The 14,864-nt window shown below is 56.5% G+C and carries 9 protein-coding genes; 8 read left to right on the top strand and 1 reads right to left on the bottom strand.

The genetic code is table 11. The annotated features are described in order from the left end of the window. The first annotated feature begins 126 nt into the window (after window positions 1-126). The 7 genes from DES53_RS11595 (at window position 127) to sucD (ending at window position 13,568) form a co-directional block, all read left to right on the top strand. Window positions 127-2,496, top strand: coding sequence for a hypothetical protein (locus tag DES53_RS11595; protein ID WP_147263352.1), 2,370 nt, complete (start codon window positions 127-129; stop codon window positions 2,494-2,496). Beyond that, complete coding sequence (locus DES53_RS11590; protein ID WP_170157032.1) at window positions 2,489-9,781, top strand: RHS repeat domain-containing protein; 7,293 nt, start codon at window positions 2,489-2,491, stop codon at window positions 9,779-9,781. The genes DES53_RS11595 and DES53_RS11590 overlap by 8 nt, the downstream gene beginning before the upstream one ends. 18 nt (window positions 9,782-9,799) lie before the next feature. After that, window positions 9,800-10,348 carry a hypothetical protein gene (locus DES53_RS11585; protein WP_113958420.1) on the top strand — a complete coding sequence of 183 codons (549 nt, stop codon included), beginning with the start codon at window positions 9,800-9,802 and terminating at the stop codon, window positions 10,346-10,348. A 285-nt stretch (window positions 10,349-10,633) separates the two neighbouring features. Continuing rightward, window positions 10,634-11,821: an ADP-forming succinate--CoA ligase subunit beta gene (gene sucC / locus DES53_RS11580; RefSeq protein WP_113958419.1), complete on the top strand. Its 1,188-nt coding sequence runs from the start codon at window positions 10,634-10,636 to the stop codon at window positions 11,819-11,821. Window positions 11,822-11,847: 26 nt separating this feature from the next. Then, window positions 11,848-12,225: a VOC family protein gene (locus DES53_RS11575; protein WP_113958418.1), complete on the top strand. Its 378-nt coding sequence runs from the start codon at window positions 11,848-11,850 to the stop codon at window positions 12,223-12,225. A gap of 12 nt (window positions 12,226-12,237) precedes the next feature. Next, window positions 12,238-12,612, top strand: a complete 375-nt coding sequence (locus DES53_RS11570; protein WP_113958417.1) for a VOC family protein — start codon at window positions 12,238-12,240, stop codon at window positions 12,610-12,612. Between the two features lie 47 nt (window positions 12,613-12,659). Beyond that, a complete protein-coding gene (sucD, locus tag DES53_RS11565) occupies window positions 12,660-13,568 on the top strand; it encodes a succinate--CoA ligase subunit alpha (RefSeq protein WP_113958416.1) in 909 nt (302 codons plus the stop codon). A 22-nt stretch (window positions 13,569-13,590) separates the two neighbouring features. Here sucD and DES53_RS11560 read toward each other — a convergent pair whose 3' ends face one another. Continuing rightward, on the bottom strand, window positions 13,591-13,935 hold the full coding sequence (locus DES53_RS11560; RefSeq protein ID WP_113958415.1) for a hypothetical protein: 345 nt from the start codon (window positions 13,933-13,935) through the stop codon (window positions 13,591-13,593). A gap of 112 nt (window positions 13,936-14,047) precedes the next feature. Between DES53_RS11560 and DES53_RS11555 the strand changes: the two genes are divergently transcribed. After that, window positions 14,048-14,818, top strand: a complete 771-nt coding sequence (locus DES53_RS11555) for an RNA polymerase sigma factor (RefSeq protein WP_113958414.1) — start codon at window positions 14,048-14,050, stop codon at window positions 14,816-14,818. Window positions 14,819-14,864: the final 46 nt, after the last annotated feature.

The raw sequence follows: 14,864 nt of genomic DNA, 5'->3' as shown, positions 1-14,864 counted from the left end.
AAATTGCCATCGAAAAATTGGGAATCGGACCTTGCTGAAGTGTTCCTTCGCCTCGGCGGGCGCTTATCCAGAACTCAGTCACATCTAGCCCATATGACGAGCCATACCCCTCGCTCCCGTCCTCTCTTGGCCGCCTGTCGCCACCCGTGGACGGGTTGGCTCCAACTGGTAGCCTGGACCTTCCTGGTGCTCGCCCCGCTTCCTTCCACACTGGCCAGTTGGTCGGATACGGACACGGATGGCTACAATGACCTCTGGGTCGACCCAAACACCAACCAATACACCTACTTGGCAGACCTGAATAATCAGGGCACCGACGCCGACAACGATGGCGCCACGAATAATGAAGAAGCGACTGAAGGCACAGATCCCTTCAACATCGACACGGACTATGATGGCATCACGGATGGTGATGAGCTCCACCTCGTAAAGCCCATTCTGGGCGTATCCCTGACCAACTGGGACAGCGACGGGGACACCATCAGCGACTACGACGAGTGGTACAGTTTCTCAGGAGTCACCTATCCGGGTGGGCAGCTTCCTAGTCATCCCGGTGCCAGCTATTCAGACTATGATGGTGATGGATTCAAAAATCCCGTGGATCCCTATCCGACAGACCCTGCCAACTACTCACCAAACAATGGGGTTTACTGGTACGGAGATGTCTTCGGCGATGCGGACGGAGATATCATCCCGAACTGGGAGGATTACTATCCATATAACTCCAGCAATTTTCCAGATGCTGACAGTGACGGCATTGCTGACTCCTTTGATCCATTTCCATCGGACAGCAGCAATTACAGCTGGTACAACAGCACGTATTGGTACGGCGACGTTCTGAATGACTCTGATGTGGATGGCATACAGAACTGGCAGGACTACTACCCGACGGATCCGTACAACGGGGGGCCTGGTCCTGATTCCGACGGAGACGGATTTAGTGACAGCAACGATCCGTTTCCCAATGACAGCTCCAACTACAGCTATATCAACAGCATCAGTTGGTATGGCAGCATTCTTCAGGATGCTGACTATGACGGGACTTACAACTGGCAGGATCCCGAGCCCTATGGCCCCGATGTGGACGGGGATGGGATCCTCAATAGCCAGGACCCCTATCCAAACGACTACGGTAACTACAGCATATATAATGGGGTCTACTGGTACGGCTCTGTGTTGGGTGATTCGGACAATGACGGAATACCAAACTGGTCCGACCCGGAACCTTACTCGGTAGTATATAACTACGACTATGATGGTGACGGATTGCTCGATTCGGTTGACCCCTTCCCGTACGATTCAACGAACTACAGTTGGGTGAACTGGACTTCCTGGTACGGATACGTTCTCGATGACTGGGACTCCGACGGCATTGTAAACTGGAGTGATTCCTGGCCCTCCGACCCATACAACGGGGTGCCTCCTGATCCAGACAGCGATGGCGATGGTCTGACGTTGAGCCAGGAGAGCTTCTACGGCACGTATGACCACGACACCGACTGTGATGATGACGGGTTGACGGACTACGAGGAATTGATCGTCTACTCGACCGGTCCCACCAATGCCTATTCCATCAGTCAGGGACGAGGTTGGGGGGACCTCTACAATGACTATCAACTTGTCGATGCCACGGACTCAGATGCGGACGGCATCCCTGATCGCATTGAGGTCCACTATGGCATGCTGCCGTACGACGCTGCTGACGCAGCCGGCGACCTTGACGGCAACGGCGTCACCAACCTTGCGCAGTATAACGCAGGCCTGGCACTGAACGTCGACATGGCACTGTACGACGCTGATGGTGATGGAATGACTGACATTTTCGAAGACTACTACTGGCTGGCTAAAAACAACTTCGCTGATGCCGTCGAAGATGCCGACGGCGACGGAGTATTGAACTTTGAGGAGTGCAAACTGCTTCTTTCGCCTCAAGATGCAGATACCTTCAACGGCGGCCACAGTCTTGGGGATCTGGCCATCCTGATGGAGGCCATGCTCTACCCGGAGGGAGGGGCACCCACGACCGATGCCAACAGCAATGGCATCTATGACTGGATGGACGCGGCTCTGGTGGGGGCGAGCCCGAGGTTCACGCGCGTGGCGGTCGCAGATCTGGACGGAGATGGCATGCCTGATACGTGGGAACATCAGTACGGACGCTGGAGGTATCCCTCGGTGGGCCTGTACGTCCGGCATGATGATGCTACAGCTGACCCGGATGAGGATGATGTGAACAACCTGGCGGAGTATCAGCTCGGAACCCATCCCTTGATTGCGGACAGCGATCTGGATGGAGTGAGCGATGGCGATGAGGATGCTGATGGCGACGGTCTGACAAACAGCGAGGAATCCCAGCACGGAACCAACCCGCACCTCGCGGACACCGATGGCGACGGAATCTCGGACATTCAAGAGATCGAAGAGGGCTCTGATCCGACTGACGCTGAATCCAACAACCGCCTCTTGGGGCTTCGTATCTACACGCGTCTTGAATAACGCCCATGCTAAATGGGCGAATGCCATGACCTGGAACACCACCATGAAAAACGAGATGGGTAAATTCCAAACAATCGGATCCAAAAAAATAGGCGCACCGCGGCTTCTGCTGTGGTGTCTCGTTGTGTTCTCTGTCTTTGTGTGCAGTGCGCACAACCTGGCAGCGCAGTGCACTTGCGAGAGTATTCTCATCCAAGGGACGATATTCGAGGGTTCAGGCCAAGCCAACTTCGGTGGGCTCACCATCGCTTCTGGCGTAGAGATGCCCCCTAGTGAGACGCCTGGAACTCGATACGAGGCTTATCAGGTGAAGCGCGGGAAATACTCTCTTTCCCTGAGTGTCTCGGATGGCAGTGGTAGCGGCCCTTGTGAAGGAACCAGTGCCAGCGTGAGTCTGCATTCATGCCCGAACGTATTGCTGTTGAGCAAGCGCAGCACAGATCAGTTCTGGCAACCAGGTGTTTCTCTAAGTGCTTGGGCAAACTCCGACTACAACTCGGAGGCTTGTCCAGACACTCCCGGGGACCCTGGGCAGGAACCCACTTATGAGAAGCGGTATTACTACCTTGAGTACTACCGTTTCGGGATCCGCCAGGTGACCTTGAATGTCACAGAAGAGAACTACCAGAGTCAGGCTGACGAATTGCGCGCATCTCAGGACTACTTGGGGGAGGATATTCCGTCGGGCGACAGCCATACATTTCATCTGATCGACCGCAATGTTGAAGAAGCGGTGGCATATGACACTCGCGAGCCACACGATCCCCCGGGTCCTGAGCTTGATCCACGATTTAGTCGCTGGGGCCAACAGCATGAGGAAGATGTAATGACCAGCCCAGGCTATCCCCCCACCGATCCCCAGCCTCATTCCAGTAGTGCGTCGCCGCGAAGTGATTCCCTGGAGATGGTGGTTTGGATTCCTGATGCGTCAGACGACCATGATCCGGGCAATGGATCGCCGTCAGGGCCTGGCGACAGTGGTGGTGGTGGCGGCGGTGGCGGCGGTGGCGGCGGTGGTCCTCCCGAAGTCCCGGTGAATATTGCGTTTGGCGTAGGGCGCAATGAGACGGGCTACGCCAAGGGGATGTTCTCGTTTTCGGGTCGCTTGGATGATCCAAATTTGCTCGCCTCGGGCAATTTCGTGTTGAGCATGCCGTTTGACGTGTTCGGACAGCCTCCCTCCTTCACGGACATGGCAAATCCCGTGCCAGGCATTTCGCGACGCATTTCCGGGAATGGCATTGTGGTGGAAGAGCAGCGCAGTGGCGGTAGTCAGGTGATCATCACTGTCAAGAGCTCTACAGGGTTAGCTGGAGATCCACCCTTAGGTGTGCATGTGCTGCAGCAGGTGGCGGAGACCGGAACAATGCCGCCGGGCATCATCTATACCCAAACATACAATGGTGTCACGAGGACGTGGGAGTTTTACGGAAAAGCAGGTGGCGATGGAAGTCGCGTTTGGCGGGAAGTTGCTCCGGATGGAACCATCTCCACCGGAGTGGAAAGTCCATGGGACGGCGGCATTCGCAGTGTGCAACGCGAAAAACTCAAGCGTGAGGAGAATGAGGAAGTGCTGCTGTCTAGCGAAACGCTGACCTACCGCATGTATTCTTGGGGCCAAGGTCTGATCCAGACTTCGGTCAAAGCAGATGCGCAAACAACACTGACCAGTTCCACCGAATACTTCGACACGGGTAGCCCGACCACTATTGGGAAGGTGAAGTGGAGAATTCAGGCAGATGGGTCTTGGATTGCCTACGAGTATCATCCTGAAACCGGGAATCTCCTTCGGACTTTGCACCCTTGGATGAATGAAGTTCTCCACCCATCAGAAGCAAACTACGGGAACAGCCGAGCGGTAACTTATCAGCGTATCAGTGCCACGGAGGCTTGGGAGATGGAAAGTATCAAGGCGATTGTCGTTTCACGCCAATGGAGGCGCGAATGGAACGACCAGATTGATCCCCTTGCGCACGCTACGCGATGGGCTTCTGACCGGAGACGTTCCGCTAATCCCGACACCTATGTGTACGAAATATTTGATCTATACAACCTTGGACCTTGGCGACAGGCAACACTCAGCCAGCAGATCCCATTCCTAACTGGTGATCAAGCTCCGCCGGGATGCGAAATGGCCGTAAGTTATGTGGATCCGGAAAATCCAGAAAATACATACAAGCAATCTTTGACCTCTTTTGGCGGGAGCTTTGGCCAGGCGCTCGCTGCGCTCATGGGTGCCGCCGGCGGTGCCCACCTTGATTATTCCAGCAATACGTGGCGTATGCGCAGCCATCAAATGCCCCCAGGATTCAATGTGGAGTATCGTTCGGACATACCGGGCCAGCCAGCACGCGTACATATCGAGTGCGGTCAGGCGGGAGAGGGGGACACTCTGACCTTGGCGGTAAATGGCACTGCCTATACCATCACCGTTGGGATCCAGACCGGAGCCGGCCTTTATCCAGCGGACTTGGCAACGGCGGTGTGTGACGCTCTCGTGACGGATCCCAACAGTCCCTATACTAATACAGGCGTGCTTTATGCATACCCGTCAGGCACCCAGGTGGTTTTGTACACGGCTGCGACGGGAGTTAATCAGGCGATTGATGTCTCGTACACGGGTATTTCCTTCAGCCTCAACTCCCAAAGCCAAGGTTCTGACTTCGTGGAAGGCACTTGGGAGACAATCGCTACCGGGACATGGAGCGACGTGCCCAACTCCACCCCGCCTTCACCGAACGATCCCCCTCACACTCCGCCGAACCTCGACCTGTTCAATGGTGTCTTCAAAATCACCATGAATCAACGGTTCACGGCGGATTACAGCAGGTGGGATGGAACCATGAACCTGCATGATGCCAGCCAGGCTCATTTTGGTCTGGGAGATCTGCGTCGCACGGTGGATGCCACGGGAAAAGTTACCGCCTACAGCTATGACCGGGGCACTTGGGATGAAACGGCCAAAACGTTCGATTGGAGTCCTCCTGCTGCAGGCCATCTTCCAGGGAATGCCCGTCGGATAACTGAACGGCACTACGCAGCGGACCCGGTTTCGTTTGAACTCTTGGATACGTCCCCAACTGTGCGGGTAACAGAGATGGACTACCAGGGACTAATCCGAAATGAGCGCGTCATGCACGGGGCCACTCCAATCTCCACGACCGTGCATGACTATCATTCAGAAAGCCGGGACAGGCTGAGCAGCATGCAAGATGGGGTCGCGATTTATCGGGCCACACAAGTCGATGCGACGACCTTGGATGAGACGGATGAGATGGGGATCACTACTCGCACGGTGTCAGATGCAGTGACGGGTGAAGTGTTGAGTACCGCAAAACTGGGACACAACGGAGCTCCCGACATTCTACAGACTGAGGTAGAGAGTGGGTTAACGCATACGAGCACCGTGACGGCAGGCCCTCTAAAGCGTATTCGCACCTCGGTTTCTGACCTTGCCGGACGCCTCGTGTCAATGATGAACGATGGAGCGCCAACTTCGACAATATCATACGAATTGGGCGGGCGTCGAATCATTGAAACCTATCCGGATGGCAGCTCACGAATCACTGAGAAGTATCTGGACGGACGAGTGAAGAGCATTACGGGTTCATCAGGAGTGGCGGAATACCACGCCTTTGCGATCAATGGAGATGGATCGGTCACGGAAACCATTCGCTACGGTTCTGTGGACAGCCCGAGATGGAGAAGTGCTACCAGCAATGGCTTGGGTTGGTTGCTGAATGAGCGACGGCCCAGCCCTGCAGGCGGAGGCGCGATCCTGCTTACCACTCACCACTACAACACGAAGGGACAGCGGATACGCACCGAAATATCCGGGCAAGCGCCGCAGCTTTTTGTTTATGACGCTTTCGGGAGGTTGTCGGCCAATGGTATGGACTTCAACGGCAATGGTGTTTTGGAAGCTAATCTCGCCGAGCCGATCACTGCGACACAAGTAACCTATGAGGAGGAGCAAGGGACGTGGTGGGAGGTCACTACCACCATACAGACGCTGAACGAGGCAAACCGAAGCAACTTTGTTTCACGAGTTCTGCGAAGAAAGATCACGGGTGCTACTTCGACGATGTTGCAGGAAATCTCCTCCGACGGAACGGTCACAGCTACAGCCACTGTAGTTATTCCGGACAGCAAAATACAGACCACGGCTGTTTCTACGAACCGCTCAAACCGGACTGCCTTGAGCACCACGGTGAATGGGTTGCTAGTGTCCAGTACGTCCATGGAAGGTACAGGTGCCACTACCTACAAGTATGACGGTCTTGAGCGCCTTATTGAAGTTGTCGAGCCTGCAGGCGTCAAAGTTACGCGCGAATTCGATAATCTGGTGGATGGCACGGCTCGTGACCGAGTGAAGGCGGTGAGAATTCAGCCTTCAGGTGCTTCTGGATATACGACAGTCGAAGCCTACGAGTATTATCCAGATGGCCATGCCAATGCACGTCGCCTGAAGCAAGTCACTGATCGTGGTGGAAGTACAACGACCTACGAGTATGATCAAGCAGGCAGAGTGTTGCTACAGGCGGGCAACGCAACATATCCCATCCGCTTCGAGTATGACCAGTTCGGGGATTTGTGGAAGATGCGCACCTACCGGGGTGGTGATCCTCAGGGAGTCCCAGATGTAACGACTTGGCAGCGTGACTCTGCGACTGGCGTGCTGACTGGGAGAGTTGATGCGAAGAATAAGTCGGTAAACTACACTTATGGCGTTGGTGGCCGTCTACAGGAGCGCCTTTGGGCCCGCGAGATCTCGCCAGGGCAGAGAGTCAAGACCACCTATGCTTATGATGCCGCCGGGCGACTGACGCAGACCAGCTACAATGACGGCACGCCCTCAACGCTAAAGGCATATTACTCAGACGGTCAGTTGCGCTCACTTACTGATGCGAGCGGATTGCGGACCTTTGCATATGCGGGACCCGGAGGCATTGCCAGTGGCGAAAGCATCAGTGGTGGGCTGCTGGACGGAGCGGTATTGAGTCAACAGTTTGATGGCTTGAGCCGCCGCCGGGCTTTTTCCTGGAGTTTTAGCGGTAGAAACAGACAGATTGCCTACGGTTACAATGCCTCTGGACAGGCGGAGACAGTGGGAGCCTTTGGGCGGGAGGTGACATATGCCATCGACTCAGTAACAGGACACCCTACGACAGTCTCCTACGGGAGCAGTTCCTTGAACGGCATGACCCTCTATGACGATGAGGAACGGCTTGAATCCATCATATGGAGGTGGGGAACTGCAGGACCCGTGGTGAGCCAGCATTCATATAGTCATGACAGCTCCGGCAGGCGGAGTGCGGCGGCTCGAGAAACCGGGGAGGTTTGGGGTTACGTCTATAACTCCCGGGGAGAAGTTACGGGAAGTTCAAAAGCCGTCAATGGAACACCCAAACCCGGATATGTCTTTGGCTATAGCTACAACGGAATTGGTGGCCGTACGGTGGTGACAGAAGACACCCCTGCCGGGGTGGTCAGCCTCGTTTGGAACTCGGACGCCAGCAACGCTCTGGTAAACCGAGAGCATCCAGCGAGCAAGTGGGTGCTTGGCAGAACAAATCCTCAAGCCTCCGTGAAAGTCAATGGCTTACTCGCTGACCAGAATACCAGTACCGGGGACTTCCACGCCGGAATCACGGCAGAGACAGCCCCCTCTGCGGCTTTCATTCCCATAGAGGTGGAGGCGGTACTTGGGGGTGCCGGAAGAAATGGAAGTGATCTGAAACAGAAACGCCAAGGGCACCTGTGGTTTGCTGCGACTCCTGAAGCCTACATATATGACGCAGATGGCAACTTGGCCAGGGATGGACGCTGGCGCTATGAGTGGGACGCTGAGAATCGTCTGGCGGTGATGGAGACTATCCCTGAGGCGGCAGCCGCAGGAGTGCCTTCCCAACGTCTGGAGTTTGCGTATGACGCAGAGGGGCGCCGCATCCGCAAGCGCGTGCTTGGCTTGCAGACGGCGAGTTGGGTGGAGCAGGCCGACTGGAGATATTTGTATGATGGCTGGAACTTGGTGGCGGAGATCAATATGTCAGCCGGATCCGGTTCCATGCGCTGTTATGCATGGGGCGTTGACGTGAGCGGCAGCGGGCAGCAGGCTGGCGGTGTGGGAGGCCTGCTCATGGTGGAACAGGTGCCAAGTGAAGGCATCCAGGGCGCAGTGTGGTTCCCCTGCTATGATGGAAACGGGAATGTGGCAGCATATGTGGATGCTGTTTCGGGGCACATTGCCGAGCATCGTGACTACGACCCGTTCGGAAACGAGATAGTGGGCGATCTGGGCCGTGGCAACGGGTTGACTTGTCCGTTTGGATTTTCGACGAAGTACACGGACGTAGAAACCCAGTTGATATACTACGGCTACCGGTACTATGCACCAGCGCTCGCGTCGTGGATCAGCCGCGACCCGATCGGTGAGGGCGGCGGTGCAAACCTCTATGCGATGGTGTCCAACGATGCTCTCAACCGGATTGACTTGTTCGGCCTGGTTGAAAAGGAAAAGTGGAGCAGCGCTACAGCCGTGAAGTGCATTGAGGAATTCATGAAAAACACCGAGAGGAGGATCGGGGAGTGGAGCACAGAAGCTTCGCTCGATCCCAAAAAGCCCAACACGTCGTGTTGTGGTTTCGTTGCGGACGTCATTGCTTGCACCTACAAGAGGGAAAACGGTGCGGACAGCAAAGTGGCCGCGGCTGTGTGGAAAGCTCGAGGAAACGGTGGCGAAATTGCCAAAGTTCTCAAGGAACAGGATTGGATTGCAGTGTATTACAATCGGGACATCAATCATCCTACATTGACGGGTTCCGACGTGCCCCTCGACCAAAGGGAGGCGTATGATCGCGGGCGACGTCGAACCATTATTGACAACGTGGACAACGTCATGAATGGCAATTACTATCTGGAAGGGCAAAAGAAGTTCACCGTGAATAAGAACAATTGGATTATCAATTACGATCCGGTGCCCGAGGCGATCTACGCGCCCTTGAAGGACAATTGGTCAAAACGATACAGTAATTGGAATCCCGGACCCACGCCTCGAGATGGGAGTGGGCTCGCAAAGCTTGCAGGACTTGAGTTTGGCTTCATCATGACCGCGTTTACGCATCACAATGCCATGGTTTCGAGAGGCACAGTGTACGAAGTACATGTCGGTGAGGGCGATCCTGACAAGGTTTATGACAAGGGGCCGTTTGAATCATGGTACCCGACGGGTTCCGGGCGGCAGGGGTTGATCTTTGTGCCGCCAGACAATGGTATTTGGAAATGAACCCGAACTGTTCATGTCATGAGTTACCGTCTTCTTTTGCTTGCTGTCGTGTGTTCTCTAAATGTCCAGGCGGCAGATGCCTTGCCCAAAGGGGAAGCCACTGCCAAATCGCCGCGGGAAAGAGACGTCCTGGAACTTCGCGCCGCTGACAATGCGACCCTCGTGGTGGCGCTTGTTACCGAGGACAAGATTCGTCGGGTTGTACTGTTCGATCCCTTTGGTGAGGCCACCAAATCTAGAAACGTGGGAGAGAACTTCCTGAATCTAGGTGACCTTATATCACCAGACGGCAAATTCATTGTGATGCCGCGTGGTCACGCTGAGCCCATAGAAGTTTACAAGCTCGATTCGTCGATTTTCGAGGCCATCGAGAAGGACAAGCCTCACTGGAGATTTCAGGTCGTAACAAAGTTACAGCGCGCTTCGACGGTTCAGAACTACATCGGATGGAATGGGATGGTGTTCTCCATCAATGCCGAGTATGGGGCGACCACTTCAACGGTGGTTTGTGATGTGGAATCGAAGGCCATCAAGAGCAGTGCTCCGTTGGTGGCGGAGGAGAAATGACAGTCGGTCATCTTGCTGTCTGTCGAGACTGTGAATAGAAGCAAACGGACTGTATTCGTTCTTGAAGGCGAGTGCGAGCTGTCGGAAAGCCAATTTCAGCGATGAATCGGCTGCCGCCGAATGAAAGCAAACTTGGGGGGGCTACTCCAAGCTGAAGACCTCCGCTACAGCCAATCGCGGACTTGCCAAAACTCTCCCAACTCTGCGCCTTGACGGTGCGAGACCTGCTCCTATGCTCGCGGCTCTCGTTCTTTCCGTTCCCTTTCCGCTGACACTTTCCCTTCCATGAACATCCACGAATACCAGGCCAAGGAGCTTTTTGAAAAATTCGGCGTCGCCACTCCCAAAGGAAAGGTCGCCAGCACGGCGGCGGAAGCGGGTGCTGCTGCGCGCGAGCTTGGCGGTGAGGGACTTGTGGTGAAGGCACAGATCCATGCCGGTGGACGTGGCAAGGGTACTTTCAAGAATGGATTCAAGGGCGGCGTGCATGTCATCAACACCGCTGCGGAGGCGGAGGACATTGCAGGCAAGATGCTGGGCCAGACCCTCGTGACCCATCAGACCGGCCCCGACGGCAAGCTGGTGAGCAAGGTGCTCGTGGCGAAGTCCGTGGATATTGCCAAGGAATACTACTTTGCCATCCTGCTGGACCGCGCGAACAGCCGCCACTCCATCATCGCCAGCACTGAAGGCGGCGTGAACATCGAAGAGGTTGCCGAAAAGACTCCTGAAAAGATCATCAAGGAGGGCATCCACCCCACCCTTGGCCTGCAGGCCTACCAGTGCCGGAAGGTGGCAGCGGCTCTCGGATTGCGTGGTGCGCTCATGAACCAGGCGGTGAAGCTCTTCACCGCGCTCTACAATCTCTTCATCAAGGTCGACTGCTCCATGGTCGAGGTGAACCCGCTGGCCATCACCACGGACAACCAGCTCGTGGCCCTTGATGCGAAGTTCAACTTCGATGACAACGCGCTCTACCGTCAGAAGGACGTGGTGGCCATGCGCGACAAGACGGAGGAAGACCCCCGTGAGGTCGCCGCAAGCGAGTACAACCTGAACTACATCGGTCTGGATGGAAACATCGCCTGCCTGGTGAACGGCGCAGGTCTGGCCATGGCCACCATGGATATCATCAAGTTCTCCGGTGGCGATCCTGCCAACTTCCTCGACGTGGGTGGCGGCGCTTCCAAGGAGCAGGTGACGGCTGCCTTCAAGATCATTCTCGGAGACCCGAATGTGAAGGGCATCCTCGTGAACATCTTCGGCGGCATCATGGACTGCAACATCATTGCCACCGGCATCATCGCCGCTGCGCAGGAGACCAGCCTTTCCATCCCGCTCGTTGTGCGCCTTGAAGGCAACAACGTGGTCGCCGGCAAGAAGACGCTGGCAGACAGCGGCCTTGCCATCACGAGCGCGGATGACCTCGCTGATGCCGCGAAGAAGATCGTCGCGGCGGTTGCGGCAGCTTAACTCCCAATTTCCACCCGGTTCCAGCCATGCTCAAGGTCACCGAGTTCGCATTCACTGGCTATCCTGTCACGGATATGGCGCGCTCGCGGGCTTTCTATGAGGGCGTGCTGAATCTGACCCCGGCTTCCGTGTTCGATCACGATGGCAAAAGCTGGGTGGAGTACGAAGTGGGCCCGCATGTGCTGGCCCTCTCCAATATGGCGCCGGATTGGAAGCCCGGCACGGAGGGTGGTGGCGTGGCTCTCGAGGTCGAGGATTTTGATGCTGCCATCAAATGGCTGAAGGAAAAGAACGTGACCTTCTTCTTTGATGTCGCGGAGTCGCCCGTGTGCCACATGGCATTGATCTCCGATCCAGACGGCAACTCCATCTGCATTCACAAGCGCAAGCCGGGTCATCACTAACCTCGCCCAGCCATGAAGTTCACCGAAATCGCCTACTCCTGCTACGCCGTCAGCGACATCGCGAAGGCGCGCGCTTTCTACGAAGGCGTGCTCGGACTGAAGGTGACGATGGAGTCCGACATGGGCGACGTCGACCATTGGGTCGAGTACGACATCGGTTCCGGCACGCTGGCTATCGGCCGGACGGCAGGATGGAAACCGAGCGCCGACGGTTGCAGTGTGGCTCTCGAGGCAGTGGACCTGGATGAGACCATCGCTGAACTCAAGGGTGCCAATGTTCCCTTCAAAATGGAAGTCATTGAGACACCGGTCTGCCACATGGCCATCGTCTTGGATCCCGATGGCAATCCTCTCATCATCCACAAGCGGAAACCCGGTCATCATTGATTTGAGTACAAGCATTTTCTACGACATCACTCTCACAGACATTCCCCATGGCCATTCTTGTTGATTCAGACACGCGCATTCTCGTCCAAGGCATCACTGGTGACTTTGGCTCCCGCCACGCCAAGGCATCCCTCGACTACGGCACCAAGCTGGTGGCTGGTGTTACTCCCGGAAAGGGCGGCCAGAGCTTTGACCACGGCTCGCACAAGGTGCCCGTGTACGACACGGTTGCCGAGGCGGTGAAGGAAAGTGGGGCCACCGTGAGTGTGATCTTCGTGCCGCCACCCTTCGCGGCGGATGCCATCCTGGAAGGTGTGGACGCGGGCCTCGACCTCGTGGTGGCCATCACGGAAGGCATTCCGATCAATGACATGGTGAAGGTGAAAGCTGGCATGGCAGGCTCCAAGACCCGTCTTATTGGCCCCAACTGCCCCGGCCTCGTGACTCCTGGTACGGGCAAGGATTCCCACGGCGGCTGCCGCATCGGCATCGCCCCTGGTTACATCCACAAGCGTGGCAACATCGGTGTGGTGTCCCGCTCTGGCACCCTCACCTATGAAGCGGTGTGGCAGCTCACGACGCGCGGTTACGGCCAGAGCACCTGCGTGGGCATCGGCGGTGACCCGGTGAATGGCACCAGTCACCTTGATGTGCTGAAGCTCTTCAATGAGGACCCTGAGACCGAGGCGATCATCATGATTGGCGAAATCGGCGGAAACGCGGAAACGGAAGCTGCCCGCTGGGCCAAGGACAACTGCAAGAAGCCCATCGCAGGATTCATTGCAGGCGCCACGGCTCCTCCCGGACGCCGCATGGGCCATGCCGGTGCCATCGTCGGTGGCGCGGATGACACCGCCCAAGCCAAGAAGCGGATCCTCGCCGAGTGCGGCATTGCCGTCTCCGAGACGCCTGCGGACATGGCGCTCACCCTGTTGCGTGCCATGGGCAAGGCCTGAGGATGGTGACGAGCGCGGACATTCAGCCGCGCTTGCCGTCCTCCCCTTCATCCTCATCAAATTCATCATCCAGAAACCCCGGTCCGTTCTCGGTCCGGGGATTCTTTTTTAGGTACTCAATCGTGGCGGGATGGGTGTCATCCCACCACGGATAGGGAGCCCAGTCGATCGGCGAGCCGTCGCATCCCGGCGTGCCGCACTCCAGCCAGAGCCGTCCGTCATCATCCTTCCACACACGTGTAGCGAGGCCCGTGAAGCTCTGGCTGCAGTGGAGGCACCATTTGCTCTGCTCCAGATTCTCCCAGTCGCCATCGTGCTCGTTCAGCAGGTTCAGCTTCTTGTTGTGGGGCAGGTCGACGTAGTTCATGCCGTGGAGGAGGAAATGGTGGGGGGAGTGGACCCTGCAAGGCTGGAGAAGAATGAGGCAAGGGCAAGTGGCGGCCTTGTAACGTTTGCTCCAGAGAGCTTATGATTTGGCAATGGCCTCGAATCACGACGCTGCACAAAAACCACCCCGGCATGAAACGCTCTTCCTAACCACGCGATGGTCCGTGGTGCTGGCCGCGCGCGAGGTGGAGAACGACCAGGCGCTGCACGCCATGGAAGTGCTGTGCAGGACCTACTGGCAGCCCCTGTATATTTATGCCCGGAGGCGTGGGCACACCGCTCAAGATGCCGAAGATGCCACACAGGGCTTTTTCGCCAGGCTGCTGGAGAAGGGATTCCTTCAATCAGTGCAGCAAGAGAGGGGGCGATTCCGCCAGTTCATGCTGATGGCCTTTCAGCGGCACCTGGCAAATGAGTGGGACCGCTCGCGTAGATTGAAGCGTGGCGGCGGACAGCATGCGGTGCCGCTGGATACCGTCCTGGGGGAAAAGCTCTACCGTGAGGAGACACCACCCCATGCTTCTGCGGATGACGCATATGACCGCCGCTGGGCATTGACCCTCCTGGAGCAGACCTTGGGGAGGCTCCGTGCGGAATACGAGCGTGCGGGGCGGGAGCAAGATTTTGTTGTGATGAAGCCGCAACTCGTGGCTTCCAGGGGAGAGGCGTCCTATGCATCGCTGGCCTCACAGCTGGACTGCACGGAGGGGGCTGCGCGCGTGGCGGTGCATCGTCTGCGGAAGCGGTTTCGCGAGATCTTCCGCGAGGAGATTGCGCAGACCGTGGCGAATGAGGCGGATTTGGAAGATGAAATCCGGCATTTGATAGCTGTGCTCGCCCAAGGAACACCGAGCGCCTCATGATGCGCTCGCAAAAAGCTGCTGCATCCCGCAATTCGTGTAACGTTTG

The organism is Roseimicrobium gellanilyticum, from assembly GCF_003315205.1.
Lineage (GTDB): Bacteria > Verrucomicrobiota > Verrucomicrobiia > Verrucomicrobiales > Verrucomicrobiaceae > Roseimicrobium > Roseimicrobium gellanilyticum.
Note: the sequence above shows the minus strand (reverse complement) of the source record. Positions and strands in the feature narration are given on the sequence as shown.

Excerpts from the sequence above, each read along its gene's own strand:
- DES53_RS11585 (WP_113958420.1), top strand. The coding sequence starts at position 9,800 with ATGAGTTACCGTCTTCTTTTGCTTGCTGTCGTGTGTTCTCTAAATGTC.
- sucC (WP_113958419.1), top strand. The coding sequence starts at position 10,634 with ATGAACATCCACGAATACCAGGCCAAGGAGCTTTTTGAAAAATTCGGC.
- DES53_RS11575 (WP_113958418.1), top strand. The coding sequence starts at position 11,848 with ATGCTCAAGGTCACCGAGTTCGCATTCACTGGCTATCCTGTCACGGAT.
- DES53_RS11570 (WP_113958417.1), top strand. The coding sequence starts at position 12,238 with ATGAAGTTCACCGAAATCGCCTACTCCTGCTACGCCGTCAGCGACATC.
- sucD (WP_113958416.1), top strand. The coding sequence starts at position 12,660 with ATGGCCATTCTTGTTGATTCAGACACGCGCATTCTCGTCCAAGGCATC.
- DES53_RS11560 (WP_113958415.1), bottom strand. The coding sequence starts at position 13,935 with ATGAACTACGTCGACCTGCCCCACAACAAGAAGCTGAACCTGCTGAAC.
- DES53_RS11555 (WP_113958414.1), top strand. The coding sequence starts at position 14,048 with ATGGCCTCGAATCACGACGCTGCACAAAAACCACCCCGGCATGAAACG.